At 64.6% G+C, this 24,964-nt stretch carries 24 protein-coding genes; 13 read left to right on the forward strand and 11 right to left on the reverse strand.

Features of this window, described 5'->3' with window-relative positions; translation table 11 throughout:
* Positions 1 to 5 precede the first annotated feature (5 nt).
* The 8 genes from ACOMDU_RS03830 to ACOMDU_RS03865 are packed head-to-tail and all read right to left on the reverse strand — an operon-like array spanning position 6 to position 7,820.
* Positions 6 to 1,382, reverse strand: coding sequence for a V-type ATP synthase subunit B (locus ACOMDU_RS03830; RefSeq protein WP_421129120.1), 1,377 nt, complete (start codon positions 1,380 to 1,382; stop codon positions 6 to 8).
* Positions 1,379 to 3,151 carry a V-type ATP synthase subunit A gene (locus ACOMDU_RS03835; RefSeq protein WP_421129121.1) on the reverse strand — a complete coding sequence of 591 codons (1,773 nt, stop codon included), beginning with the start codon at positions 3,149 to 3,151 and terminating at the stop codon, positions 1,379 to 1,381. Before ACOMDU_RS03835 ends, ACOMDU_RS03830 begins: the two co-directional genes overlap by 4 nt.
* Before the next feature lie 13 nt (positions 3,152 to 3,164).
* The gene (locus ACOMDU_RS03840; RefSeq protein ID WP_421129280.1) at positions 3,165 to 3,473 is read right to left on the reverse strand and encodes a V-type ATP synthase subunit F; all 309 of its coding nucleotides are present in this window, start codon (positions 3,471 to 3,473) and stop codon (positions 3,165 to 3,167) included.
* Complete coding sequence (locus ACOMDU_RS03845; RefSeq protein WP_421129122.1) at positions 3,466 to 4,449, reverse strand: V-type ATPase subunit; 984 nt, start codon at positions 4,447 to 4,449, stop codon at positions 3,466 to 3,468. The genes ACOMDU_RS03840 and ACOMDU_RS03845 overlap by 8 nt, the downstream gene beginning before the upstream one ends.
* 14 nt (positions 4,450 to 4,463) lie before the next feature.
* Positions 4,464 to 5,048 (reverse strand): V-type ATP synthase subunit E, encoded by a 585-nt coding sequence (locus ACOMDU_RS03850; RefSeq protein ID WP_421129123.1) that lies wholly within the window; start codon positions 5,046 to 5,048, stop codon positions 4,464 to 4,466.
* A 13-nt stretch (positions 5,049 to 5,061) separates the two neighbouring features.
* Positions 5,062 to 5,553: a V-type ATP synthase subunit K gene (locus tag ACOMDU_RS03855; protein ID WP_022135753.1), complete on the reverse strand. Its 492-nt coding sequence runs from the start codon at positions 5,551 to 5,553 to the stop codon at positions 5,062 to 5,064.
* A complete protein-coding gene (locus tag ACOMDU_RS03860; RefSeq protein ID WP_421129124.1) occupies positions 5,547 to 7,496 on the reverse strand; it encodes a V-type ATP synthase subunit I in 1,950 nt (649 codons plus the stop codon). The genes ACOMDU_RS03855 and ACOMDU_RS03860 overlap by 7 nt, the downstream gene beginning before the upstream one ends.
* The gene (locus tag ACOMDU_RS03865) at positions 7,497 to 7,820 is read right to left on the reverse strand and encodes a V-type ATPase subunit subunit G family protein (protein ID WP_022135755.1); all 324 of its coding nucleotides are present in this window, start codon (positions 7,818 to 7,820) and stop codon (positions 7,497 to 7,499) included.
* A gap of 315 nt (positions 7,821 to 8,135) precedes the next feature.
* On the opposite strand from ACOMDU_RS03865, the gene ACOMDU_RS03870 reads away from it, so the two are divergent.
* Together ACOMDU_RS03870 and ACOMDU_RS03875 are read left to right on the forward strand one after the other, a co-directional pair.
* A complete protein-coding gene (locus ACOMDU_RS03870; RefSeq protein WP_421129126.1) occupies positions 8,136 to 8,969 on the forward strand; it encodes an undecaprenyl-diphosphate phosphatase in 834 nt (277 codons plus the stop codon).
* A gap of 12 nt (positions 8,970 to 8,981) precedes the next feature.
* On the forward strand, positions 8,982 to 11,519 hold the full coding sequence (locus ACOMDU_RS03875; protein WP_421129127.1) for a DNA translocase FtsK: 2,538 nt from the start codon (positions 8,982 to 8,984) through the stop codon (positions 11,517 to 11,519).
* A 40-nt stretch (positions 11,520 to 11,559) separates the two neighbouring features.
* Here the strand turns inward: ACOMDU_RS03875 and ACOMDU_RS03880 are convergent, their stop codons facing one another.
* Positions 11,560 to 12,414, reverse strand: coding sequence for a CARDB domain-containing protein (locus ACOMDU_RS03880; protein WP_421129128.1), 855 nt, complete (start codon positions 12,412 to 12,414; stop codon positions 11,560 to 11,562).
* A gap of 165 nt (positions 12,415 to 12,579) precedes the next feature.
* On the opposite strand from ACOMDU_RS03880, the gene ACOMDU_RS03885 reads away from it, so the two are divergent.
* Entirely contained in the window at positions 12,580 to 12,891 is a 312-nt protein-coding gene (locus ACOMDU_RS03885; RefSeq protein ID WP_022135022.1) for a hypothetical protein, read from the forward strand.
* A 42-nt stretch (positions 12,892 to 12,933) separates the two neighbouring features.
* Here the strand turns inward: ACOMDU_RS03885 and ACOMDU_RS03890 are convergent, their stop codons facing one another.
* A complete protein-coding gene (locus tag ACOMDU_RS03890; protein WP_421129129.1) occupies positions 12,934 to 14,697 on the reverse strand; it encodes an aminopeptidase P family protein in 1,764 nt (587 codons plus the stop codon).
* Positions 14,698 to 15,176: 479 nt separating this feature from the next.
* On the opposite strand from ACOMDU_RS03890, the gene ACOMDU_RS03895 reads away from it, so the two are divergent.
* From ACOMDU_RS03895 to ACOMDU_RS03940, 10 genes are all read left to right on the forward strand, one after another.
* Positions 15,177 to 15,722 carry a DUF6512 family protein gene (locus ACOMDU_RS03895; protein ID WP_421129130.1) on the forward strand — a complete coding sequence of 182 codons (546 nt, stop codon included), beginning with the start codon at positions 15,177 to 15,179 and terminating at the stop codon, positions 15,720 to 15,722.
* Positions 15,723 to 15,870: 148 nt separating this feature from the next.
* Positions 15,871 to 16,974: a PfkB family carbohydrate kinase gene (locus ACOMDU_RS03900; protein ID WP_421129131.1), complete on the forward strand. Its 1,104-nt coding sequence runs from the start codon at positions 15,871 to 15,873 to the stop codon at positions 16,972 to 16,974.
* Between the two features lie 32 nt (positions 16,975 to 17,006).
* Positions 17,007 to 17,927 carry a pseudouridine-5'-phosphate glycosidase gene (locus ACOMDU_RS03905; protein ID WP_421129132.1) on the forward strand — a complete coding sequence of 307 codons (921 nt, stop codon included), beginning with the start codon at positions 17,007 to 17,009 and terminating at the stop codon, positions 17,925 to 17,927.
* Positions 17,924 to 18,256, forward strand: a complete 333-nt coding sequence (locus tag ACOMDU_RS03910) for a DUF1294 domain-containing protein (protein ID WP_421129133.1) — start codon at positions 17,924 to 17,926, stop codon at positions 18,254 to 18,256. The genes ACOMDU_RS03905 and ACOMDU_RS03910 overlap by 4 nt, the downstream gene beginning before the upstream one ends.
* 12 nt (positions 18,257 to 18,268) lie before the next feature.
* The gene (locus tag ACOMDU_RS03915) at positions 18,269 to 18,790 is read left to right on the forward strand and encodes a GNAT family N-acetyltransferase (RefSeq protein WP_421129134.1); all 522 of its coding nucleotides are present in this window, start codon (positions 18,269 to 18,271) and stop codon (positions 18,788 to 18,790) included.
* 25 nt (positions 18,791 to 18,815) lie between these two features.
* Entirely contained in the window at positions 18,816 to 19,124 is a 309-nt protein-coding gene (gene trxA / locus ACOMDU_RS03920) for a thioredoxin (protein WP_022135763.1), read from the forward strand.
* Positions 19,125 to 19,243: 119 nt separating this feature from the next.
* Positions 19,244 to 20,389: a homoserine dehydrogenase gene (locus ACOMDU_RS03925; RefSeq protein WP_421129135.1), complete on the forward strand. Its 1,146-nt coding sequence runs from the start codon at positions 19,244 to 19,246 to the stop codon at positions 20,387 to 20,389.
* A gap of 64 nt (positions 20,390 to 20,453) precedes the next feature.
* Positions 20,454 to 21,476, forward strand: a complete 1,023-nt coding sequence (locus tag ACOMDU_RS03930) for an alpha-hydroxy-acid oxidizing protein (RefSeq protein WP_421129136.1) — start codon at positions 20,454 to 20,456, stop codon at positions 21,474 to 21,476.
* Between the two features lie 16 nt (positions 21,477 to 21,492).
* A complete protein-coding gene (locus tag ACOMDU_RS03935; RefSeq protein ID WP_421129137.1) occupies positions 21,493 to 22,110 on the forward strand; it encodes a flavodoxin family protein in 618 nt (205 codons plus the stop codon).
* A gap of 793 nt (positions 22,111 to 22,903) precedes the next feature.
* Positions 22,904 to 23,824 carry a carbon-nitrogen hydrolase family protein gene (locus ACOMDU_RS03940; RefSeq protein WP_022135767.1) on the forward strand — a complete coding sequence of 307 codons (921 nt, stop codon included), beginning with the start codon at positions 22,904 to 22,906 and terminating at the stop codon, positions 23,822 to 23,824.
* Between the two features lie 37 nt (positions 23,825 to 23,861).
* On the opposite strand, the gene ACOMDU_RS03945 is transcribed toward ACOMDU_RS03940, so the two are convergent.
* Positions 23,862 to 24,683: a purine-nucleoside phosphorylase gene (locus tag ACOMDU_RS03945; RefSeq protein WP_022135768.1), complete on the reverse strand. Its 822-nt coding sequence runs from the start codon at positions 24,681 to 24,683 to the stop codon at positions 23,862 to 23,864.
* Between the last annotated feature and the right edge of the window lie 281 nt (positions 24,684 to 24,964).

The following is a 24,964-nucleotide window of genomic DNA, read 5'->3' on the forward strand; positions in this document are numbered from 1 at the left end:
GGCGCTCACTCCTTCACCGGCAGATACTTGTTCAGCATCTCCGGCTTGATGCGCTTCAGCTCACTGCGGGGCAGCATACGCAGCAGCTCCCAGCCCAGGTCCAGTGTCTGCTCTATAGTGCGGTTCTCGTCGAACCCCTGCGAGACGTAGCGCTTCTCGAACTCGTCGGCGAACTTGGCGTACAGCAGGTCCGTGGGACTCAGGGCAGCCTCGCCCAGAATGGTCATCAGCTCCTTGGCCTCCTTACCGCTGGCGTAGGCGGCGAACAGCTGGTTCATGGTGGGCGCGTGATCCTCCCGGGTCTTGCCGGCGCCCACGCCCTTGTCCTTCAGACGGGACAGAGAGGGCAGCACGTCCACCGGCGGCAGGATGTTCTTGCGGTACAGGTCGCGGCTCAGAATGATCTGCCCCTCGGTGATGTAGCCGGTCAGGTCGGGGATGGGGTGGGTCTTGTCGTCCTCCGGCATGGTCAGGATGGGGATCATGGTGATGGAGCCCTTGCACCCCAGCTTGCGGCCGGCGCGCTCGTACATACTGGCCAGGTCGGTGTACAGATAGCCGGGATAGCCGCGGCGTCCGGGGACCTCCTTCTTGGCGGCGGAGACCTCACGCAGCGCCTCGGCGTAGTTGGTGATATCCGTCAGGATCACCAGCACGTGCATATCCTTCTCAAAGGCCAGATACTCCGCGGCGGTCAGCGCCATACGGGGTGTGGCGATACGCTCCACGGCGGGGTCGTTGGCCAGGTTGGTGAACAGCACCGTGCGCTCGATGGCGCCGGTGCGCTGGAACTCCCGCACAAAGAACTCCGATTCCTCAAAGGTGATGCCGATAGCGGCGAACACCACGGCGAAGTTGGAGCTGTCGTCCAGCACCCTGGCCTGTCGGGCGATCTGCGCCGCCAGATTGGCGTGGGGCAGACCGGAGCAGGAGAAGATGGGCAGCTTCTGGCCGCGGACCAGCGTGTTCAGTCCGTCGATGGTGCTGATGCCGGTCTGAATGAACTCGTTGGGATAGTCACGGGCCGCCGGGTTCATGGGCAGGCCGTTGATGTCCCGGTATTCCTCCGCCAGCAGGGCGGGGCCGCCGTCGATGGGCTCGCCCATGCCGTTGAACACGCGCCCCAGCATATCGGCGGATACGCCCAGCTGCAAGGGGTGGCCCAGGAAGCGGATGGTGGCATCCCGCAGGTTGATGCCGGCGGAGGAGTCGAACAGCTGGACCACGGCGCGGTCGCCGTTGACCTCCAGCACCTTGCAGCGGCGGACCTCGCCGCTGTGCAGCTGGATCTCCGCCAGCTCGTCATAGGTGACGCCCTCCACATGGTCCACCACCATCAGGGGACCGGACACCTCGTGGATGGTACGGTATTCCTTCATCATTCCTCTTCACCAGCCTTTCGGATCAGCTCGGCGATCTCGCGCTCCATATCAGCGCGGACGGCGGCGTAGTTGGCGGCGTATTCCTCTGCGGCGGCGTACTTGGCCCAGCCCAGCTTCTCCCGGGCGGGGATGGCGTACAGCGCGGATGGGGCCACGGCCTTGTCCACAGCGCCGCGGCACAGGGACTCGTAGTGCAGGATCAGCCTCAGCAGCTGCATCTGCCGGTCAAAGCTGGAGTAGGAGTCCACGTCCATAAAGGCATTCTGCTGCAGGAAGTCCTCCCGCAGCATCCGGGCGATCTCCAACGTCAGCTGGTCGTTGGCGGACAGGGAATCCTTGCCCACCAGCTGGACGATCTCGTTCAGCTCATTCTCCTCCTGCAAAAGGTGCATGGCGCGGTTGCGGTTCCGGATGAAGTCCTCGCCCATGTTCTCGTTGAACCAGGGCGTCACCGCGTCCAGATACAGGGAGTAGGAGTTCAGCCAGTTGATGGCCGGGAAGTGGCGGCGATAGGCCAGCGAGGCGTCCAGCGACCAGAAGACCTTGACGATACGCATGGTGGCCTGTGCCACCGGCTCACTCAGGTCGCCGCCGGGAGGCGACACCGCGCCCACGGCGGTCAGGGAGCCGGTGCGCTCGTCGCTGGCCAGGCACTGCACCACGCCGGCGCGCTCATAGAACTGCGCCAGACGGGAGGCCAGATAGGCGGGATATCCCTCCTCGCCGGGCATCTCCTCCAACCGGCCGGACATCTCGCGCAGGGCCTCGGCCCAGCGGGAGGTAGAGTCGGCGATGACGGCCACATCGTAGCCCATGTCGCGGAAATACTCCGCGATGGTGATGCCGGTGTAGACCGATGCCTCACGGGCGGCCACAGGCATATCCGAGGTGTTGGCGATCAGCACCGTACGCTTCATCAGGCTCTCGCCGGTGCGGGGGTCGGTCAGCTCCGGAAACTCCCGCAGTACGTCGGTCATCTCGTTGCCGCGCTCGCCGCAGCCGATATAGACCACGATGTCCACGTCGGCCCACTTGGCCAGCTGGTGCTGCACCACGGTCTTGCCGGAGCCGAAGGGCCCGGGCACGGCGGCGGTGCCGCCCTTGGCGATGGGGAACATGGTGTCGATGACACGCTGGCCGGACTGCAAAGGCTTTACCGGCGGGAATTTCTTTTTATAGGGGCGGCCCACGCGGACGGGCCACTTCTGCACCATGGTCAGCTCACGCACCTCACCGTTGGCCAGCTTCACCCGGGCGATGGGCTGGGTGATGTTATACTGTCCGGCCTCGGCCAGCCACGCCACCGTGCCCTCGGCGCCCTTGGGAACCATGATCTTGTGCAGCACGGACTCCGTCTCCGGCACGGTGCCCAGAATGTCGCCCACAGCCACGGTGTCGCCCACAGCGGCGGTGGGGGTAAAGTTCCACAGCCTGTCGCGGTCCAGCGGCGGCACCTGAATGCCGCGGGTGATGTTGCTGCCCACCCGGCGGACGATCTCCTCCAGCGGACGCTGGATGCCGTCATAGATATTCTCGATCAGGCCGGGGCCCAGCTCTACGCTCAGAGGTGCGCCGGTGGTGACCACATCGGCGCCGGGGCCCAGACCGGACGTCTCCTCATACACCTGTATGGAGGCCCGGTCGCCGGTCATATTCAGGATCTCTCCGATCAGCTGCTGGGGACCTACGCGCACCACGTCCGCCATGTTGGCGTCCGCCATGCCGTCCGCCACCACCAGCGGGCCGGAGACTTTGATGATCTTACCCATTCTCTTGCTCCTTTCAGGAAATGTCCGCGCCCACGGCGCGTTCCACCGCGTCGTGCAGGGCGGCCCCGGCGATGCCCAGCGAACCGGTCTTGCCGGGGATGAGTATAACGGCGGGCAGGGGTGCGTCTTTATACCGGGCGATCTCGGCGGTCAGCTGCTGCGCCAGCTGCTCGGTGATATAGATGACGGCGTAGTCCTCCTGCGCCAGGCGGTGCAGCGTTCTGCGCCCCGTGTCGGTATCCTCGGTGGGGAACACGTCCAGCCCCAGCGCACGGAAGCCCAGCACGCTGTCCCGGTCCCCAATAACGGCGATCTTATACATATTGCTCACGCAGCCTTTCCCGGAGCGCCTCCGCCGGCACACCGGCCATCCGGCCGGACAGCACGGTACGCACCGCCGTCCACTCCGCTTCCTTTGCTGCCAGATAGCCCAGCGCCACCTCTACGCCGAAGGGTACCCGGCGTGCCGCGCCGGCGGCGCGGAGCACCGCGTCGTCGCAGGCCTTTTCAAAGGCGGTCAGGCTGCCGCCCTTGGCGGCCTCGTCTCCCAGCTCCGCCTCCCGGGCGAAAGCCGTGCCCCGCCACAGCGCGGCAGCGCCGCTGCCGCTTCCGGCGCGGATCGCCTCCGGCGTCACGCTGCCGCCGGGGAACAGCACCTCCCGCAGGAAGCCGGCGTCCAGCCCCAGCCGCTGGGTGCGGATGAGTGAGCGCAGGTTCGCCGCGTCGATCATGGCGCGGACATAGTCCTGCAAATAGGGTATGTGGCTGTCCGCCGCCAGCTTTTCCAGCCGCGCGAAGTAGGCCCGATCCAGGATGCAGTCACTGCTGCGGGCGCTGCCCGTCTCGGCCAGCACCCGCTGGGCCTCATCGGCCGCGGCAGCCATGTCGGCGGGCAGAAAGTCCCAGCCGCCGTTTTCAGCGTGCTTTTTCCGCATCGTCTCTGCCGGTACGGTCCCGGCGTCGATCAGCAGACGCTCCGCATCCTGCGGTGCTTTCAGCAGCGTTTTGATGTTGTGGTAGTCGTATTTCAGCCGGAACACGTCCAGCACCTCCGCCTCCGGCATAAAGCGGGAAACGTCGGCGAACACCGCCTCGCGCTGCGCGCTCAGCGCCGCCTGCAGGGACGGCTCATCGTGTACGGGCGCGTAGCCCCACTCGCTCAGCAGCTGGGCGCACGCCTCGACGGAGGGTGCCGTCAGCAGCTGCTCCAGCCGCTGTGCCGTCAGCAGCCGGCGCTCCATGGCGCGTATGCGGGCGGACAGGAACAGATAGTCCGTGTCCTTTCTCCGTTTTGTCAAAGGGACGCCCCCTTTCAGTCAAACAGCACGGCGGCCACGGCGGAGGAGTCCTCCTGCCGTGCCCGGCGCAGCAGCTCGGCAAAGCCGCAGTTGATCTCCATGCGGCCCCGCTGCAGTACCACGCCGCCGCCCGTCTCCCGGGTGTCGGCAGCCAGGGTGAAGCCCGCGCCGGGCTTTTTGCCGTTGGCGGCGTCCACCACCGCCTGACCCACCGTGTCCCGGTCGGCGGCGGAGAACACCAGCGCTTCGCCGCCCTGCCCGTTTTCCGCGGCCAGCGATGCCAGCAGGTCGATATACTCCGGGCGCGGCAGCTTCAGCAGCGCGTCGGCGGCGCGGGCGAAGGCCTCGTCCAGCATCCGCTGCTTCTCCGCCAGCACCCGCTGGCGGCAGGCCAGACGGCTGCCGCCCTCCAGGCGCTCCACCTGCTCGTGCTCCAGCACCTTGCAGCGGGCCTCGCCCTCGCGGAGCAGCTTGTCCGCATCGGCGCGGTACTGGGCCAGAATGGCCTCGGCCTCCGCCGCCGCCTGGGCGGCGATGTCGGCGCACTCGGCCTGTGTGTCGGCCTCCATGCGTGCGATGATCTTGTCGATACCGTTCATAGGCGCACCCGCCTTACTTCATGATGTTCAGGGAGATCATAATGGTCGCCACCAGAGACAGGATGGCGTAGAACTCCACGATGCCGCAGTAGATGATGCCCTTGGTAGCGGCCTCCGGGTGCTTGGCCACGATGTTGATGGACGCGGCGGCCACGCGGCCCTGGAAGATGGCGCTCAGCCAGCCGCCCAGCATGATGGGCAGGCAGGCGGCGAAGAAGGACAGCCCCTGGGTCAGGGAGAGATCCAGCACGCTGCCGCTGAGCAGGCCGGTCTGGCCCAGCACCAGGAACAGCGCCACAAAGCCGTACAGGCCCTGGGTGCCGGGCAGTACCTGCAGGATCAGGCACTTGGTGGACTTATCGGGATCCTCGCTGGTCAATCCGGCGGCGGCCTCACCCACCATACCGGTGCCCTTGGCGGAGCCGATGCAGCACAGGCCGGCGGTCAGCGCCGCGCCCAGGATGGCGAAACCCAGTCCGCCCACAGATTCAAGAAAAGCTAACATGATTTAGTATCCTCCTTAATGATCTCTACGTGTTTGGCCCGGACGCGCAGGGGACGGTAGGCCTTGCCGCCGTCCTTGTAGAAGCGTCCGAAAAATTCCAGAAATTGCAGGCGCATATCGTGGACGTAGCAGCCCAGCAGGTTCAGCGCCAGGTTCAGCATATTGCCGACGAATGCGATGATGATGAAGGTGACCACGTTGCCGGTGGTGGCGCCCAGCATATTGAACACCTGGGCCAGCACTGCGCCGGACAGCATCAGCGCCATCAGCCGGACGTAGGACAGGATATCACTGAAGAAACCCGTCACGCCGTTGTACACCGCCGCCACGAAGCCCGTCACCTTGCCGAAGCCCTTTTTGCCCCGGCCCGCGCCGTATACCAGCATAAGAACGCCCGCGATCAGCACCACCGGCACGCCGGATACACTGCCGATGCCAAGCACCGCAAGACCCGTGCCCGCCAGAATGATCCACCAGGTGATCTCGTCAAACAGGGCATCCATAAAGCAGCCCTTTTTGCATTTTTCCACCACGCTGACGGTCATGCCGGTGAACACCTGCAAGGCGCCCAGGATCAGCGAGCCCACCATGATGGCCATGGTGTCGTCCAGGGGTGAGAACAGCGCCGGCAGGGCAAAGGTGCTCTCCGGGTCAAAGAACTTGAAGAGCTGCGGCAGGAAGTCGCCGAAGAAGCTGCCGGTCATGGCGCCGAAGGCCACGGTGGTCACGCCGCACCAGAAGATCATCTCCATAAAGCTGCGGTCGTCCGGCCGTTTTTTCTTCAGGAACAGCCATGAGCCGAGGAGCATCAGCAGCCCGTAGCCGATGTCCGCCATCATCATGCCGAAAAACAGGATGAAGAACGGTGCCATCACCGGGTTGGGGTCCACGCCGTCGTAGGCCGGCAGGGAGTACTGCTCGGTGATGCAGTTCATGGACCGCGCCACCGCGTTGTCCTCCAGCAGCACCGGCACCTCCGGTATCTGCTCCGTCGTGGGATCGGACAGGGTGTAGTCGCAGTCCGCCGTGTCCAGATACGCCGTCAGCCTTGCCGTCTTTTTCTCCGGCACCCAGCCGTCGAACGCCACGATGCACCCGTCGGTCAGCAGTCTGCGGCGGTTTTCCTCCCGCTGCAGGCGGGAGGCCAGCCGGTCGGCGCACAGATACAGCTCCGGCAGCCGTTCCGCCAGCTCATCCAGCTGCTTTCGCAGGGTCTCCTGCTGCCGCTTGACCTCTGCCAGCCGGTCTGTGTCCCGCCGCCGGTTTTCCTCCGGCGTGCCGGTGCGGCCCTTCAGGGGTGAGGCCGCGAAGCCCCGGCCCCGCAGCAGCTCCAGCACCTGTGCCGTCGCCGCCTTGTGGGTGATGAGCAGTACGCACTGCTGCTGCCGGTCGGCGGAGAGCAGATACAGCTCGCTCTCCGGATATTCGTTTTGTACCTGCCCACACAGTTCGTCCCAGGGGACGAAGGGCGGCAGTACGCCCAGGGTCACGTCGCAGCAGCGTGTCTCCGTCAGCTCCAGGGGCAGGTCCAGACTCAGCCAGGGCCCCAGGGTGATCCGGTCGGTCTCCAGCTGGGCGGCCAGCGCCGTCAGCTGCTGTAATTGTCCCGTTGCCTCGTTGACCTGGCGGGCCAGCGCCAGCCCGTCGGCCAGCCCCGTCTCGCTCAGGTATTCCGCCTCGCCGATGGCGGGGCGGGGCGCCAGCAGCGGCGCTTTCTTGGGCGGCGCAGCCCGCCGCAGGGCATCGATCGCCGTCTGTACCTGCCGCTGGCGGGCCAGGCAGTCCGCCGTCTCGCTGTCGCAGCGCCGCAGGCTCTCCGGCGCATCCGGCGCGTCCGGCTCACTGATCTCCACGCAGCCCATACGCTCCAGCTGCCGCAGCAGCGCGTCGTGGTCCCGCGCCAGCGCCAGCACCTGCAGGCGCTTCATTTTTACAATGGGCATTTACCGCTTCACCACCTTTTCCACGATGGCGCGGACAGCCGTGTCCATGCGCTGCTCCGCCTGCTGCCGTATGGCTGTGCAGGTGCGCTCGGCGTCGCTTCGCAGGGCGGCATCCGCCGCCTGTCCGGCTTCACCGGCCCGCTGCATGGCTTCGTTCTCCAGCACCTTCACGGCGTTCTGCGCCTCGCGCACCAAACCGTCGCCGTCCCGGCGGGCCTGCTCGGCCAGTGCCCGGGCGGCGCGCTGGGCCTCGGCCTTCTGCTCCAGAAGCCGCTGCTCCGCAGCCTGCAGCTGGTCTATTTTTTCACGGTACAGTTTACTCACCGCCTTTCTCTTGATACGAAACAGACAGGGGAAGACCCCGTTTCCGGAAGCCGTCCCCCTTTGAAGTATATTTTTCGCGGAGGAAACTCCCTTCGCCTGCCTCTGATCATACGTATTTTATCATACCACAAAAGCACGGGGGACAACAACAGGCAGAATGGCAAAAATAACCGGTTTCCTTTGTGCAGGGTGACAATAAGATGACAGACAGGTAAGAAATAAGTGGTGGCATTTTTTTGCCCGATGTGGTATACTCTTCCTATATTGGAACAGTATTCCCGTTTTGCGGGAGTGTATAATGACGTGAGGTGTGTCATGACCTATCTGAAAGCAATTCTGTTGGGACTGGTGCAGGGCATAGCGGAATTCCTGCCCATCTCCAGCTCCGGCCATCTGGCCATCGCCCGCAACCTGCTGAATATGGAGGGAGCGGGGAGCATCCCGGAGTTCTTCGACGTGCTGCTCCACCTGGGCACGCTCATTGCTGTGTTCGCCGCCTATTGGAGCGACATCCGCGACATGGTGGTGGAGCTCTTCCGGGGCATCGGCGACCTGGCGCACCGCAGCACCCCCACACCGGTGCCGCCCGCCCGCCGGCTCATCCTGCTGATCATCGTCGGTACGCTGCCGCTGTTTGCGGTGCTGCCCATCCGCAAGACAGTGCAGGGCCTGGGCGACAATATGTATTTCGTGGGCGCGGCGCTGATCTTCACCGGCTTCCTGCTGTTCCTGTGCGACCGGGTGCGCCGGGGCCGCAAGACCGAGCGCAGCGCCACCTGGTTGGACGCCCTGCTGGTGGGCGTGGGGCAGGCGGTGGCCACGCTGCCCGGCGTCTCCCGCTCCGGCATGACCATCACCGCCGGCTGCTTTGTGGGCTATGAGCGGCGGTTCGCCGTGCGCTTTTCCTTCCTGCTGAGCATCCCCGCCGTGCTGGGGGCCAATATCCTCTCCATCAAGGACGCGGTGCAGGCCGGCATCGTCGGCGCGGAGGTGCCCATGTATCTGGTGGGTGTGGCCGTGGCCGCCGTGACGGGCTATCTGTGCATCCGGCTTCTGAAGTATATCGCGGACAAGGGCCGTTTCGGCGCCTTCGCCTACTACTGCTGGGCGGCGGGCGTGCTGACCCTTGTTCTGCAGGGCATCAAGTGAGGTAGATAGACTATGGCATCGACACAAAAGAAAGGAAACAGCCGCAAAAAAACGCCTGCCCCGCCGCCCCCGCCGGCGTATAACGCCGCGGCGCGTATGGCCGGCGGCATCGTCTGCGCCCTGCTGGCGCTGTGCGTGCTGGTGAGCTATTTCAACGTGGACGCCCTCCTCCTGGTGTGGATCGCCAGGGTGCTCAAGGGTGCGCTGGGCTACGGCTATTACCTGACGGCCCCGGTGCTGGCGGCTATTGCCGTCATCCAGCTGGGCCATCGGGGCCGGCCCGTCGTCCTGCGTACCACCTGCGTGGCGCTGCTGCCCCTGCTGGTGGGCGTGCTGTGCCACCTGGCCCTGTGCCGCACGGCCTACACCCTCGGCCTGGACAGCGTCAAGACCCTCTGGGCCGACGGACAGGCCCTCAAGTGCGGCGGTGTGCTCTCCGGCGGTCTGGCCGTGGGCTGCGAGGCCCTGGTCAGCAAGGTGGTATCCATCATCGTGTTCGTGGTGGTGCTGCTGGCCGCCCTGTTGGGTGCCCTGCACCTGACGCCCCAGGAGGCCGCGGCGCGCGTCCGCAGCTATGGCGAGAGCCTGCGCCGTGACGACGAGGACGCGGATGACGAAGCCCTCCCGGAGGGTTTCACCCCCACCGCTGCTCCCGCCCCGGCAAAAAAGCCTGCCAAGGGCCGCAGGCGCCCCAATATCGACATCCCGCTGGACAGCGAGCGTGACGACACGGTCCTTCCGCCCGCCAGCTCCTTCTTCCCCCGCCGCAGTGACGATATCCGCACGCCGGATCAGGTGCTGCGGGGCGGCCCCGCCCCTGCGCCCCAGCCCCTCAGCGACGAACCTGCACCGCCCGCCACTCCGGCGGAGCCCCCCGCCCCGAAAAAGCCCCTCAGCGACAAGCAGAAAAAAGCCCAGCTGCAGCAGGAGGTGGAGAGCGCCGCCCAGGAGGTCAGCGACGCCATCGAGCAGGAGCTGGCCCAGGGGGAGGAGACCTACCGCTACCCGCCCATCACCCTGCTGGAGCAGAACCGCGGCGGCAACTACACCGAGGTGGGCGCCGAGCTGCGGAACAACTCCAAGCGCCTGGCGGACACCCTGCGCTCCTTCGGCGTGGACGCCCGCGCCGGCGAGGTCATCCATGGCCCATCCGTCACCCGCTACGAGTTCACCCTGGACCAGGGCGTCAAGCTCAGTAAGATCACGAACCTCCAGGACGATATCGCCCTGGCGCTGGGTGCCAGCGGCGTCCGCATCGCCCCGGTGCCCAACAAGATATCCGCCGTGGGCATCGAGGTCCCCAACCGCACCGTCACCGCCGTGCGGATCCGCGATGTCATTGAATCCCGTGAGTTCATCGACCATCCCTCCCCGGTGGCCTTTGCCGTGGGCAGGGATATCGGCGGCAGCAACATCGTGGGCAACATCGCCCGTCTGCCCCATGTACTCATCGCCGGCACCACCGGCTCCGGTAAATCCGTCTGCACCAACTCCCTCATCGTCAGCCTGCTCTACAAGTCCACGCCGGACGAGGTCCGTTTTATCATGGTGGACCCCAAGATGGTGGAGCTGGCGCCCTACAACGGTATCCCGCACCTGCTCATCCCCGTGGTCACCGACCCCAAAAAGGCCGCCGGCGCCCTGCAATGGGCGGTGTTCGAGATGATGAAGCGCTACAAGATGTTCTCTGAAAAGGGCGTCAAGGACCTGGCGGGCTATAACGCCCTGTCCGAGACGGACGAGGACGTGAAAAAGCTGCCCACCGTGGTGGTGGTCATTGACGAGCTGGCCGACCTGATGCTGGTGGCGGCCAAGGAGGTGGAGGAGTCCATCTGCCGTGTGGCCCAGATGGGCCGTGCCGCCGGTATGCACCTGGTCATCGCCACCCAGCGTCCCTCGGCGGACGTGATCACCGGTCTGATGAAGGCCAATATCCCCAGCCGCATCGCCTTCGCCGTGGCCAGCTCCATGGAGTCCCGCATCATTCTGGACACCACCGGCGCGGAGAAGCTGGTGGGCAAGGGCGATATGCTCTACTTCCCTCTGGGCGACACCAAGCCCACCCGTGTTCAGGGCTGCTTCATCACCCCGGAGGAGATCGACCGTGTGGTGAAGTTCGTCAAGGACGAGGCCGGCGAGGCCCATTACGACCAGGACGTGATCGAGAAGATCCAGCAGGCGGTGGACGCCAAGGCCGACAAGGGCGGCAAGGTCCCCTCCGGCGACGTGTCCGACGACGGCGACGATGCCGACGAGCTGCTCTCCGCCGCCGTAGAGGTGGTGCTGGAGACGGGTCAGGCCTCCGTGTCCATGCTCCAGCGCCGTCTGAAGCTGGGCTACTCCCGCGCCGCCCGCCTGGTGGACCAGATGGAGGAGCGCGGCTATGTGGGCCCCTTCGAGGGAAGTAAGCCCCGCCAGCTGCTCATCACCCGCGAGAAGTGGCAGGAGCTGCAAATGGCCAAGGGCGCATCTCCGGCGGAGGCGGACAAGCCCGCCGACCGTTACGGCAGCATCCACGACGTGTTCGAGAGCCACGACGCACTTGAATAATACATATCCCCCGGCCGAAGGCCGGGGGATATTTTCTTGCTTACACCGTGCCGGTGACGGTCAGCACCGCCGTGCCGGGGGTGGTGCTGTACGCGCCGGTGGCGGCGTCCTGCGTGAAGGTGGCCGCGGGCACCGTGACCACGCCGGCCACCGTGGCGAATACGCCGGTAGCCGCGTCATAGGTGTACTGGGTGGGGGCGGTCAGCGCCGTGCCGTTCAGCGTCACCGTCAGGTCCGTCAGCCGCGGGTCGAAGGTGTCGGTGATAACGATGGCCGCCGCGGCGTCCGCCGCCGTGTTGCCGGTGTTCTGGATGGTGAAGGTGTACGTCAGGCGGCTGTTCTCCGTCACCGTGGTGGGGGAGAGGGACTTGTTGATGGTCAGTGCCGGCGCCGCCTCCGGCGCCACCGTCTCCGTGGCGGTAACGGGGTTTGCCAGCCCCGCGCCGGTGATGGACGCGCTGTTGGTGACGGTGCCCTCCGCCGTCGGCGGCGCGAAGGCCGTGGGCGCGGCCTCATAGGCGATAACGGCATTGCCGCCCGCCGGCACGGTGATGCCGGTGAACGTCAGCGGCGGCCCGGCGGTGACGGCGGGTGCCGCCTGCAGAACGCCGTTCTGATAGTACCGCACAGACCCGGCGGTGTAGGACAGGGGATACACCGTCCCGGCGTTGAAGGTGTAGCCGCCCAGATCGTCGGTAATGGTCAGCCCCGTCAGCGGTGCGGTGCCGCTGTTGACCAGAGAGAGGATATACGTCACGCGGCCGTCGGTGCCGTAGGTGGGCACCACGGCGGTCTTGGCGGCGGTCAGCGTCTCCGTCAGCTCGCCCACCGTCACGTTGGAGGTGGTGGTCTGGCCGTTGTAGGTCAGCGTTGCCTGGTTGGTGAAAGTTGCCATGATAGGACCTCCTGTGTTTAATTTCGCGGGTCGTGCCCGCAGTCCAGTGTATGCGCCGCGGTCCCCGGCGGTCCGTACTTGCCAAGCGGCGGCCCGTCGGGTATAATAGAAGCAGAAATACGCGGCGGCCCGGTCCGCCCGGATACAGGAGGGTGTGATAGAAGCATGGAACTGAAAAAATTGCCCCATATCGAGATCGAGGTGGCGCCCCTGCCGGGCAAAAAGCTGCCGGCGGCGGTAAATACCCTGCGTAAGCTGGATGTAAAAAAGGTGGGCCTCATCGCCGGCGGTACGGCGGCGGTGCTGACCGTGGTCTCCGTGGCCGGCCGCTACGGTATCTACCGCGGCGCGGTGGCGGCGGAGCTGAAGCGCCAGCTGGCGCCGCTGCACCGCAAGCTGGACCAGCTCCAGGCGGAGAACCGTATGCTCCGTGCCGAGCTGGAGCAGCTGAAAAAAGAAAAGACCGACGAAAACTGAAAAAAAGGAAGCACCCGTCAGGGTGCTTCCTTTTTGCCATTGTCACAGCGCCGCGGTGACCTCCCGCAGCCATTGCCGGACCTCCGTCGGCACCAGCGGGGCGATCTGTGCATACACCCGCCTGTGATAGCCGTTCAGCCAGTCCCGTTCCGATGCCGTCAGCAGCGCCGGGTCCAGGGCGTCCCGGTCGAAGGGCGCCAGTGTCAGCGTCTCAAAGCGCAGAAAGCCCGCCGCCTCCGCCGGCTGCACCAGCAGCAGGTTCTCGTGCCGTATGCCGAAGCGTCCGGCGGCGTAGTATCCCGGCTCATCGGAGATGACCATGCCCGTCTCCAGTGCCGGGTGTGCCAGCCCCTCCGCAATGCGCCAGCGGAAGGAGGGCGGCGCCTCGTGTACGCTGAGCACGCACCCCACGCCGTGCCCGGTGCCGTGGTCATAGTCCAGGCCCTCCCGCCACAGCGGGCCCCGGGCCAGTGCGTCCAGATTTTCCCCCATGACCCCCTGGGGGAATTGTGCCATGGCCAGCTGTATGTGGCCCTGCAGCACCTGTGTGGACCTCCGGCGTTCCTCGTCCGTGATGGGGCCCAGCGCTATGGTACGGGTCACGTCCGTCGTGCCCCGGGCGTAGTGTCCGCCGCTGTCCACCAGCAGCAGGCCCTGCGCCTTCAGCGGCACGTCCGTCTCCGGTGCGGGGGCGTAGTGGACAACGGCGGCGTGGGGGCCATAGGCGGCGATGGTCTCGAAGCTGTCCTCCAGAAAATCCGCCTGTTCCGTCCGATACCGGCGCAGCAGCGCCGCGGCGGACAGCTCGGTGTACGCCTCCGGCCGTGTCTTCATCTCATACAGGAAGCGGCACAGCGCCGCGCCGTCCTGCAAATGCGCCTGCCGGAAGCCCGTCTGTTCGCTCCCGGCCTTCACCGCCTTGCGGCGGGCAGCGGGGCTGGGTGTGTCTGTCCACGCCGTGTGGGCCAGACATTCCGCGATGCGGCTGTTGGCCGTGGCGCTGTCCGCCAGCACCCGCGCGCCCTCCGGCAGCGCCCGCAGCGCGTCGTAGATATCCCCGTAGGGCCGCAGCGCTGCGCCGTCCGCCGCCAGCGCGGCGCGTATCTCCGGCGCGAAGCTCTCTGCCTGGGCATATAGCGCGGCGCTGTCCGTGCCCACCAGCAAAAAGCCCAGGAATACCGGCGTGCATGCCACGTCGCCGCCCCGCAACTCCAGTGCCCAGGCCACGTCCATCAGATCGGTCAGCAGCAGCCATTCCGCCTTCTGCGCCGCCATGTCCTGCCGCAGGGCCGTCAGCTTCTCCCGCCGCGTCACCCCGCTGTCGAAGGCCCATACCGGCGCGGTGGACAGACCGGGCCGGTCCGTCCAAACGCCCGCCGCCGGGTCGAAGCCGCCGTCCAGCCGGATGTGCTTGTCCGCCAGCGCCTTTTCCAGCGTCCGGTGCAGCCGTGTGCTGACGGTCCGGCCGTCAAAGCCCAGGGCTCCGCTCTCCGGCAGCTGCTCCGCCAGGAATTGGGACAGCGTCGGCACGCCCGGCTGGCCGGCGCGCATCAGCTGTATGCCGCTGCCCTCCAGCTGCCGTTCCGCCTGCAAAAAGTATCGCCCGTCCGTCCACAGGTATGCGCCCTCCCGCAGCACCGCCAGCGTTCCCGCTGAGCCGGTGAAGCCGGACAGGAACTCCCGGGCCTTGAAATGCGCCCCTACATACTCCGAGCCGTGAAAGTCGTCGGTGACGACGATGCAGCCCGCCAGTCCGCGCGCCTCCATATTCTGCCGCAGCGCGGCCAGCTTTTCCGTAACGGTCATGGTGCTCACCCTTTCTTACCATCGATTGACAAGAGCAAACACGCCTGACAGCGTGTCTTTCCGGTGCTTTTTGTCCTTTTCGTCTTGGCGGGCGTCAGCCCGCCTGCATCTCAAAAGCCAAAAATCACTCGAAAATACATCGCTGGCAGGTGCATAGCAGTTTTGTCGGAGCAGAAATGTGTCCAGACAAGAAAAGGCCCGCAGGTAATACTTGCCGTATTGCCAAGGGGTTTGACGCAGTATGGGCGCATTTCTGCCCGTCAAAACCGTGTCTGCCCTTGTCAATCGATGGTATGGAACAGTATAGCACACTTCCCGCAGAATTCCACCCCTGTCTGCGCAATTGTGCGCTCCGCCGCCCGAACATTCATATACCGCGTATAAACATATACCAAAGGTGTATATAATGCCGCGTAGAGGTGTATAAAACGTACACGATAGATATGTGAAAGAGAAAGGGAAAGAAAGGGGAATGTTCAATGAGAAAAGAACGGGAACGCCGTACCCTTGAGACGGCGGGAATGCTGTTTACTCTGCTTTTCGGCAACCTGCTGCACTTTGTCTACGACTGGACCGGTCAGGCCGGCTGGGCCGCGTATCTCTCCGCCGTCAACGAATCCACCTGGGAGCACATGAAGCTTTTGGCCGTTCCCTGGCTGGTGTGGACCGTCGTCACGATCGCCGCAAACCGTTGTGCCGCAAGCGCTTTGCCCAGGGCCATCGGCCTGCTCACCGGCCTCGCCGCCATCCCGGCCCTGTTCTATACCTACACCGGTATCCTGGGAAAAAGCGTGGGCGTGGTCAACATCCTGATCTTTCAGGCCGCCGTGCTGCTGGCATATTTTGTCAGTGTCTCCCTGCAAAAGAGCGCCCGCCTCTCGTCCGTTCCTTTCCAGATATTGGGCATTCTGCTCCACCTGCTCGCCGCCCTCGCCTTCCTTTTTTTCACGTCCTCGCCGCCCGCCCTTCCCCTGTTTGTGGACCCCACAAACGGCACCCGCGGCATACCGCCAAAAACGCTGTGATGCCAACGGTTTGCAGCTGAAAGAAGACGGCGTTTCCCTCGTGGAGAAGCGCCGCTTTTTTTGCGGAAATTTGCCTCTTGACAAACGTACAGCTGTTGATATAATAAGCTTGTGATTACAAAAATGCACTTGCTTAGGAGGTGGCTGTGTGACCCGAAGAGAACGGCAGCTGCTGGAGTGGATACGGGAAAACCCGTGTATTTCCCAGCAGGAGCTGGCCGACAAGGCCGGTATTACGCGGTCCAGCGCCGCGGTCCACATTTCCAACCTGATGCGGAAGGGCTACATTGCCGGCCGCGGCTATCTGCTGCGTGAGGCGCCCTACATCGCCGTGGTTGGCGGCGTGAATATGGATATCGGCGCGGTGTCTGACGCGCCGCTGGTGGCCCGGGACTCCAACCCCGGCCGGGTGACCACCTCTCTGGGCGGCGTGGGACGGAACATCGCCCACAACCTCTGCCTGCTGGGTGAGCAGGTGTCCATGATCACGGTACTGGGGCAGGATAGCTTTGCCCAGTCTGTGCGGGAGAACGCGGCGGATATCGGCCTTGACCTGAGCCACAGCGCCACCATTCCCGGCGGCCGGACGGGCACCTATCTGTTTATCGACGGCTGCGACGGCGACATGGCCCTGGCCGTGAACGACATGGCCATCTATGAGCACATCACGCCGGAGTTCCTGCGGCAGCGGCTGGATTATATCAACCATGCCGATCTGGTGGTGGTGGAGACGAACCTGCCGGAGGCGTCTATCCAGTGGCTGTGCAGCCACTGCACCGCGCCTGTCCTGGCCGATCCGGTCAGCACCATCAAGGCGCCGAAGCTGCTGCCGGTGCTGGATAAGCTGACGGCGCTGAAGCCCAACCGTATGGAGGCGGAGCTGCTCAGCGGCGTGACCATCCGCGATGAGGCAGACGTTCAAAAGGCCGCAAAGGCCCTGCTGGACAAGGGCGTTCAGCAGGTGTATATCTCCCTGGGGAGCGATGGCCTGTACGCCGAGGACCAGGCGGGGCGGCACGTGCGCCTGCCCTGTCCGAAGGTGCAGGTGGTGAACGCCACCGGCGGCGGGGACGCCATGGCGGCGGCGCTGGCCGCGTGCATCGCCCACGGGAAACCACTGGCGGAGTGCGCGCGGAAGGCCGCCGGGGCCGGTGCGCTGGCCTGCACGGCGGCGGAGACCATCCACCCCGGCATGAGCTGGGAGAATGTGGACTATATTTTGGACAATACAGGCATGAGCAAAAAAGCGTAAATAGAATTGCATGACATAAGGAGGTACAAGTTATGAACCGTTATCTGGACGTGGCCCCTGAGGTGCAGGAGGCTTTGAAGGCCGGCAAGCCCGTTGTGGCGCTGGAGAGCACCATCATCTCCCACGGTATGCCCTATCCCCAGAATGTGGAGACGGCACTGAACGTGGAGAAGATCATTCGTGACGGCGGTGCGGTGCCCGCCACCATCGCCATCATCGGCGGTCGGCTGAAGGCCGGATTGACCCCCGAGGAGATCGACTATCTGGGCAAGACCGGCGCCGGCGTCACCAAGGCCAGCCGCCGCGACCTGCCCATTCTGGTGGCGGAGGGCCGCGACGGCGCTACCACCGTGACCACCACCATGATGATCGCCGCCATGGCTGGCATCCAGGTGTTCGCCACCGGCGGAATCGGCGGCGTGCACCGCGGAGCCGAGACCACCATGGACATCTCCGCCGATCTGGAAGAGCTGGCCCATACCCCGGTGATGGTGGTGTGCGCCGGCGCCAAGTCCATCCTGGACCTGGGATTGACCCTGGAGTATCTGGAGACGCACGGTGTGCCGGTCATCGGCTATCAGACCGAGGAGCTGCCCGCGTTCTATACCCGCAAGTCCGGCTTTAAGGTGGACTACCGGCTGGACACCCCCAAGCAGCTGGCCGAGGCCTTCCATGTGAAGCGCGAGCTGGGACTGGAGGGCGGTATGCTGGTGACGAATCCCATCCCCGAGCAGTACTCCATGGACGCCGACGTGATCAACAAGGCCATCAACGAGGCGGTGGAGGAGGCCAAGGAGCAGGGCATCCACGGCAAGGCCACCACGCCCTTCCTGCTGGCCAAGATCAAGGACATCACCGGCGGCAGCAGCCTGGATGCCAACATTCAGCTGGTGTATAACAACGCGAAGCTTGCCACGGCCACGGCCTGCGAGCTGGCCAAGCTGGCCAAATGAGCCAGCCGTCGCTGGGCTTTGTCGGCGGCGCGGACGGGCCTGTGACGGTGTTTGCCTCCGGCGGCGGTACGGCGCTGCTTATCTATCTGGCGCTTATCAACCTGACGACGTTCATCATCTATGGTGCGGACAAGCGTCGGGCCAGACAGGGCAAATGGCGGGTGCCGGAAAAGACGCTGTTCCTGCTGCCGCTATTGGGCGGCAGTGTCGGTGCGCTGCTGGGTATGCGGGTGTTTCACCACAAGACGAAGCACTGGTATTTCGTCTGGGGCGTGCCCGCCATACTGCTGGCACAGCTGGCACTGGCGGTCTGGTTACTGACGAGGTAAGGAGGACATACTATGCTGGTACGAAAAGCGGTTCCGGCGGATATCCCCGCTGTGACCGCCATTTACGAGGCGCTTCTGGATCGTGAGGAGCGCGGCGAGCTGTCCACCGGCTGGACCCGGGGCGTATACCCCACGGAGCAGACGGCTCTGGACGCGCTGGCTGCCGGCACACTGTATGTGCTGGAGGACGGGGGACGTGTTGCGGCCGCCGCCAAGCTGGACCAGAACCAGATGGCGCAATACAGCCAGTGTACCTGGCGGCATGACGCGCCGCCGGAGCAGGTGCTGGTGCTGCACACACTGGTGGTGGACCCCACTGTGAAGGGTAAGGGGTACGGTACGGCTTTTGTGGCCTTCTATGAGCAGTTGGCCCGGGAAACGGATCGGCCGTACCTGCGGATCGACACCAACGCCCGCAACACGCCCGCCCGGGCGCTGTACAAAAAGCTGGGCTACACCGAGGCGGGCATCGTGGCTGGGACCTTTAACGGCATCCCGAACGTGCAGCTGGTGTGTCTGGAGAAAAAGGTATAAAACAAAGGACAAGGAGGTGCCGGAGATGGCATTGATCCATGTAAACGAGAGCGACTTCCGGGAGCAGGTCCTGGAAAACAGCGGCACGGTGCTGGTGGATTTCTGGGCCAACTGGTGCGGCCCCTGCCGTATGCTGGGCCCCGTGCTGGAGCAGCTGGCCGCTGACCGGCCGGACGTCACCGTGGCCAAGGTGGATGTGGACGAGAATATGTCCCTGGCCGCGGCCTACGGCGTGGAGAGCATCCCCATGCTGCTGGTGTTCAAGAACGGCCAACTGGTGAACAAGTCCATCGGTTTTGTCTCCCAGCCGGAGATCGAAAAGCTTATCGGATGAAAAAGGCCCGCAGGCCGTTGCCTGCGGGCTTTTTCCGGCTTGACAGGCAGCGCTCCGGCGGGTACAATGGGGCCAAAATGACGCCCGCGCAGGCGGGACGACCCAAGGAGGTAACGACTATGATGCATATCGGTCTGCTGGGCTTTGGCGTGGTAGGCGGCGGCGTGTGGGCGCTGTGCGCGCCGCGCGATGACCTGAATGTGAAGCGTGTGCTGCTCCGCAGTCCCAAAGAGGGCCTGCCGGAGGAGGTGGTCACCTTCAACGCCGATGACATCCTCAATGACCCGGAAATCGACACGGTGGTGGAGGTCATGGGCGGGCTGCACCCGGCCTATGAATATGTCTCCGCCGCGCTGGCGCGGGGCAAGAACGTGGTCACGGCCAACAAGGCACTGATCGCCGCCTATTACACGGAGCTGACGGCACTGGCCCGGGAGAAGGGCGCGGCCCTGCGCTGCACCGCCGCCGTGGGCGGCGGCATACCCTGGCTGACGAATTTGGAGCGCGTGAAGCGGCTGGATACGGTGTGCGCCGTGGGCGGTATTATGAACGGCACCACCAACTTTATCATGGACGCCATGCACAAGGCTCCGGTGGACTTCCCCGCTATTCTGAAGGAGGCCCAGGACCTGGGCTATGCCGAGGCGGATCCCTCCGCCGACATCGACGGCGACGATATCCGCCGCAAGCTGTGCATCTCCGCCAACATCGCCTTCGACGCGGCGCTGGAGGAGACAGCCATCCCCACCTTCGGCATCCGGACGGTGACGGCGGCGGATATTGCGGCCTTCCAGAGCCACGGCTTTGCCTGCAAGCTGCTGGCCCGGGCCGAGAGCACGGAAAACGGCGTGTGCGCCTATGTGGAGCCCACGCTGGTGGACGCCGGCGATCTGGAGGCGGCGGTGCCCGCCAACTTCAATCTCATCACCTATGAGGCCGAGCAGCTGGGCCGCCAGAGCTTCTACGGCCAGGGCGCGGGGCGCTTCCCCACGGCGGAGAACGTGGTGCAGGACTGCCTGACGGTGCTGTCCGGCAAGCGGGGCTTTTACACCGACAGGGCCGTGTCCATGCTCCTGACCAGCGGCGAGGCGCACCCCTACTACGTCCGCACCAGCACGCCGGATGCGTTCCTGCGGGGCCGCACCGCGGAGACGTGGGACAACGGCGCGGTCATCACCGGCGCGGTGGACGTGTACGAAATGCTGGCCTGGGCCAAGGCTCAGCGTGAGAAGGACCCCGGCGTGTTCATCGCCGGTATTCGATAAAAAACGACGCAATGCGACGCAGTTCGACATCCTGCGGCAGTTTTTCACAAGGAGGATACATACCATGACCTATCAGGAGATATTAGCCAACGCGCGGACCTGTATGGGACCCTACTGCAAGTCCTGTCCCGTGTGCAACGGCGTGGCCTGCAAGAACACCGTGCCCGGCCCCGGCGCCAAGGGGATCGGCACCGGCTTCATCCGCAACTATCAGAAGTGGCAGGAGCTGTGCGTCAACATGGACACCATCTGCGAGAACGTGCCCGTGGACACCAGCTATAATTTCTTCGGCAAGCAGGTGGCCCTGCCCGTGTTTGCCGCGCCGGTGGGCGCCATGCAGCTGCACTACGGCGACAAGTACGACGATCTGACCTATAACGACATTCTGGTGTCCGCCTGTGCCGGCGCGGGCATCGCCGCCTTTACCGGCGACGGCACCAATCCCGCCGTGATTCAGGCGGCGGCCGAGGCGCTGAAGAAGAATCACGGCTGCGGCGTGCCCACCATCAAGCCCTGGAATATCGACCTGGTCCGCGAGAAAGCGGAGCTGGTGGGCGCGGCGGACCCCATTGCCGTGGCCATGGACATCGACGCAGCGGGCCTGCCCTTCCTGAAGAACCTGACCCCACCCGCCGGCAGCAAGACTGTGGACGAGCTGAAGGAGATCGTGAAGCTGATGAACGGCAAGCCCTTCATCCTCAAGGGCATCATGACCGTGAACGGCGCGAAGAAGGCGCTGGAGGCCGGCGCCAGCGGCATCGTGGTCAGCAACCACGGCGGCCGCGTGCTGGACCAGTGCCCCGCCACGGCGGAGGTCCTGCCCGCCATCGTCGACGCGGTGGGCGGCAAGATGACGATTCTGGTGGACGGCGGTATCCGCACCGGCATGGACGTGTTCAAGACTCTGGCCCTGGGCGCGGACGCGGTGCTCATCGGCCGCCCCTTCGTGAATATGGTCTACGGCGGCGGCGCCGAGGGCGTGCAGGTCTACGTGGACAAGCTGAAGGCCGAGCTGGCCGATACCATGGCCATGTGCGGTGCCCATAAGCTCAGCGACATCAAGCGCTCCATGATCTTCGGCTATTGAGCCGGGAGGTGAGGATATGAAGGCATTGCTCATCAACGGCAGCCCCCACGAGCACGGCTGCACCTACACCGCCCTGCGTGAGCTGGCCGACACGCTGGAGGTCGAGGGCATCGAGACGGAGATCATCCAGGCGGGAAAGACCCCCCATGCCTGCAACGCCTGCGCCAGCTGCAAAAAGACCCACCGCTGCGTGTACGACGATCTGGTCAACGAGACAGCGCCCAAGCTCGCCGCGGCGGACGCGCTGGTCATCGGCTCGCCGGTGTACTACGCCTCCCCCGCCGGCGGGGCCATCTCGTTTATGGACCGGCTGTTTTTCAGCACGCCCCACATCGACAAGACCATGAAGGTGGGCGCGTCGGTGGTGTCCTGCCGCCGGGGCGGCAACACAGCCACCTTCGACGCGCTGAACAAGTACTTCACCATCTGCGGTATGCCCGTGGCCAGCAGCCAGTACTGGAACATGGTCTACGGCAACACGCCGGAGGAGGTCCGCCAGGACAAGGAGGGCCTGCAGACCATGCGGACCCTGGGCCGCAACATGGCCTTTCTGATGAAGTCCATCGCCCTGGGCAAGGCGCAGCTGGGCCTGCCGGAGAAGGAGCCGGTGCAGCAGACAAATTTCCATCATTAAGGAATTGGGCGACCCCCGCGGCGTCAGCCGCGGGGGTCGGTGTATATAAGCGGCAATGGGCCGTCGCTGCGTTTTCGTCGAATGTCGTTGACAAGTGGCGCTTTCTGGTGGTATACTACCACTGTTAAGTGAATAGGGTCCGGTGAAGTCGTGCGGCTGCCCGCTGCAAAGGCCAGGTCTGGTCAGGCGGCAGCCTAAAAGGAAATGGGTCAAAACCCACCGCGAACGGCACTGTGAGCGCAAGGATGCACCGAAACAGCGAGAGCTGTGTGACGAAAGTCAGCCATTGGGCGTGAGCCTGAGAAGGTAGGCGGCAGACGGGGAGCGAGAGCTCCGCGGCGCGAGGCAGAAGAATTGCACGTCGGAGGACCAGGCACAGCGGGCGTTTTCTCCGTGTGGCACCACAGGAAGGACCACGCTGTTTTTGCGATGCAGAAACGGCGTTTTTTCTTACCAAAACGCACCGCCTATCCCTGCAGAGGGATGGGCATTTCTGTTGCGGTCAAGTCGGGGCGGCGTCAGCCGTCTGCTTTCCATAGGGCGGGAGGGGTTTGCCGACCCCTTCCGCCCGTCTCTTTTCATGGCGAACAGAGAGAACTGGGCGTATGATGCACAGACGGAAACGATCCTGGCTTCCAGTGCGGTGCGTGCTGTTGGCGGCACGCACCGCCTGCACATGGAGGCGGAATTCGCCCCGCTGTACGACAGCTGCTGCATCTTGCGCCGAAACCTGTTGCGTTCCGGCGTGTCCGTCTGGTATAATCATGGTATCATTCTGCAAGGAGGTCGACCCATGCGAGATCTGAAGAACACCTGCCGCGTGGCGGTGGTGCAGGCCACCCCTGTGATGTTCCGCAAGGACAAATGTCTTGAGAAGGCCCTGCGGCTCATCGACGAGGCCGCCGGCGAGGGCGCGGAGCTCATTGTCTTTCCGGAGCTGTTCATCCCCGGCTACCCCTACGGCATGACCTTCGGCTTCACCGTGGGCAGCCGCAAGGCCGTGGGCCGCGAGGACTGGAAGATGTACTACGACAACTCCCTGCTGGCCGACGGGCCGGAGATGCGTAAGCTCCTCCGCCGCGCCAGGGAGCTGGGTGTCTATATCAGTATGGGCTATTCCGAGCGCGACGCCGTCACCGGTACGCTGTATAACGCTAACATGATGATCTCCCCGGAGGGCGAGGCCCTGAACCACCGCAAGCTCAAGCCAACCGGCAGCGAGCGCGTGGTCTGGGGCGATGCAGACCGGGATTACTTCCCTGTGATGGACACGCCCTGGGGCCCCATGGGCAATCTCATCTGCTGGGAGAGTTATATGCCCCTGGCCCGGGTGGCGCTGTACCAGAAGGGGATATCCCTGTACATCTCCCCCAATACCAACGACAATCCGGAGTGGCAGGACACCATCCGCCACATCGCCATCGAGGGTCACTGCTACTTTATCAACGCCGATCTGGTCTTCCGCCGCAGCGACTATCCCCAGACCGTCAGCGGCACCGCCGAGATCGCGGCCCTGCCGGACATCGCCTGCCGGGGCGGCAGCTGCGTCATCGACCCCTTCGGCCACGAGGCCTCCGTCACCGTCTGGGACAAGGAGGACATCATCTACGCCGACCTGGATATGCAGAAGGTCCCCGCCAGCCGTATGGAGCTGGACTGCGTGGGCCACTACGCCCGTCCCGACGTGCTGGAGCTGCGCGTCAACGAGAAATAAAAAGAAAACGCCCTCCCGCCGGGAGGGCGTTTTTGCGTTACAGCTCTCGCACGACGCGCTCTACCAGCGCGCAGAGCTTCTGGCTGCTCTCGTTGGCGATACGCAGCACCTCCTGATGGGAGTGCTTCTCCCTGGCGATGCCGGTGGCCATGTTGGTGATGCAGGCGATGCCCAGCACCGCCATGCCCAGATAGTTGGCGGCGATGACCTCCGGTACGGTGGACATACCGATGGCGTCAGCGCCCAGGTGCTCATAGGCCCGTATCTCCGCTGCCGTCTCATAGCACGGACCGGGGAAGATAGCGTACACACCCTCCTTGCACGCGAAGCCCAGCGCCCCGGCGGCCTGATGGGCCTTCTCCCGCAGGCGGTGGGGATAGGCCTCTGTCATATCCGGGAAGCGGGGGCCGAAGCGCTCGTCGTTGGGACCGATGAGGGAGTTGGCGCCCAGCATATTGATGTGGTCCGACAGCAGCATCAGGTCCCCGGGGACAAACGTCCGGTTGATGCCGCCGCAGGCGTTGGTGACGATCAGGGTCTTTACCCCCAGCAGTGCCAGCACATACACCGGATAGGTGACCTCCTTCATGCTGAAGCCCTCGTAGTAGTGAAACCGCCCCTGAAGCGCCGCCGCCACCTGACTGCCCAGCCGCCCGATGACCAGATTGCCCGCGTGGCCCGCCACGGTGGAGCAGGGGAAGTGGGGGATATCCCCGTAGGGGATGACGGTCTTGTCCGTCATGGCGTCCACCAGACCACCCAGCCCGCTGCCCAGAATGATGCCCACTGTGGGTGTCTGGGGGATGTGCGCCCGGATGTATGCGGCGGAGGCGCTGACCTTATCGTAAAACTGTTCCATAAACTGTCCTCCTGCATGGGATGTTGTGCCTATTGTATCACGGCGGACGGCACTGCGCCAGAGAAATCGCATATTTTGTGAACAAATATCGTGACTTCTGTGAACATTAGCACTCTCCTATTGACAGTGCTAAAATCGGCGTTATAATAAAGCCGAACCTTGAGGGAGGGAAACGGAAGCGAACCTCCGAGGGGCGATGAAATGTATACAAATCAGTGGTGACAGCCATGTGCCGGCGGCGTGAGCCGTAGCGCGTGGAGAGCTTCGAATGGAGGAATGAC

Source organism: Vescimonas sanitatis (assembly GCF_049060325.1).
Taxonomy (GTDB): Bacteria; Bacillota; Clostridia; order Oscillospirales; family Oscillospiraceae; genus Vescimonas; species Vescimonas sanitatis.

Coding starts and splice junctions, on each gene's coding strand:
- ACOMDU_RS03830 (WP_421129120.1), bottom strand. CDS start 1,382: ATGATGAAGGAATACCGTACCATCCACGAGGTGTCCGGTCCCCTGATG.
- ACOMDU_RS03835 (WP_421129121.1), bottom strand. CDS start 3,151: ATGGGTAAGATCATCAAAGTCTCCGGCCCGCTGGTGGTGGCGGACGGC.
- ACOMDU_RS03840 (WP_421129280.1), bottom strand. CDS start 3,473: ATGTATAAGATCGCCGTTATTGGGGACCGGGACAGCGTGCTGGGCTTC.
- ACOMDU_RS03850 (WP_421129123.1), bottom strand. CDS start 5,048: ATGAACGGTATCGACAAGATCATCGCACGCATGGAGGCCGACACACAG.
- ACOMDU_RS03855 (WP_022135753.1), bottom strand. CDS start 5,553: ATGTTAGCTTTTCTTGAATCTGTGGGCGGACTGGGTTTCGCCATCCTG.
- ACOMDU_RS03860 (WP_421129124.1), bottom strand. CDS start 7,496: ATGCCCATTGTAAAAATGAAGCGCCTGCAGGTGCTGGCGCTGGCGCGG.
- ACOMDU_RS03870 (WP_421129126.1), top strand. CDS start 8,136: ATGACCTATCTGAAAGCAATTCTGTTGGGACTGGTGCAGGGCATAGCG.
- ACOMDU_RS03875 (WP_421129127.1), top strand. CDS start 8,982: ATGGCATCGACACAAAAGAAAGGAAACAGCCGCAAAAAAACGCCTGCC.
- ACOMDU_RS03880 (WP_421129128.1), bottom strand. CDS start 12,414: ATGGCAACTTTCACCAACCAGGCAACGCTGACCTACAACGGCCAGACC.
- ACOMDU_RS03885 (WP_022135022.1), top strand. CDS start 12,580: ATGGAACTGAAAAAATTGCCCCATATCGAGATCGAGGTGGCGCCCCTG.
- ACOMDU_RS03890 (WP_421129129.1), bottom strand. CDS start 14,697: ATGACCGTTACGGAAAAGCTGGCCGCGCTGCGGCAGAATATGGAGGCG.
- ACOMDU_RS03895 (WP_421129130.1), top strand. CDS start 15,177: ATGAGAAAAGAACGGGAACGCCGTACCCTTGAGACGGCGGGAATGCTG.
- ACOMDU_RS03905 (WP_421129132.1), top strand. CDS start 17,007: ATGAACCGTTATCTGGACGTGGCCCCTGAGGTGCAGGAGGCTTTGAAG.
- ACOMDU_RS03910 (WP_421129133.1), top strand. CDS start 17,924: ATGAGCCAGCCGTCGCTGGGCTTTGTCGGCGGCGCGGACGGGCCTGTG.
- ACOMDU_RS03915 (WP_421129134.1), top strand. CDS start 18,269: ATGCTGGTACGAAAAGCGGTTCCGGCGGATATCCCCGCTGTGACCGCC.
- trxA (WP_022135763.1), top strand. CDS start 18,816: ATGGCATTGATCCATGTAAACGAGAGCGACTTCCGGGAGCAGGTCCTG.
- ACOMDU_RS03925 (WP_421129135.1), top strand. CDS start 19,244: ATGATGCATATCGGTCTGCTGGGCTTTGGCGTGGTAGGCGGCGGCGTG.
- ACOMDU_RS03930 (WP_421129136.1), top strand. CDS start 20,454: ATGACCTATCAGGAGATATTAGCCAACGCGCGGACCTGTATGGGACCC.
- ACOMDU_RS03935 (WP_421129137.1), top strand. CDS start 21,493: ATGAAGGCATTGCTCATCAACGGCAGCCCCCACGAGCACGGCTGCACC.
- ACOMDU_RS03940 (WP_022135767.1), top strand. CDS start 22,904: ATGCGAGATCTGAAGAACACCTGCCGCGTGGCGGTGGTGCAGGCCACC.
- ACOMDU_RS03945 (WP_022135768.1), bottom strand. CDS start 24,683: ATGGAACAGTTTTACGATAAGGTCAGCGCCTCCGCCGCATACATCCGG.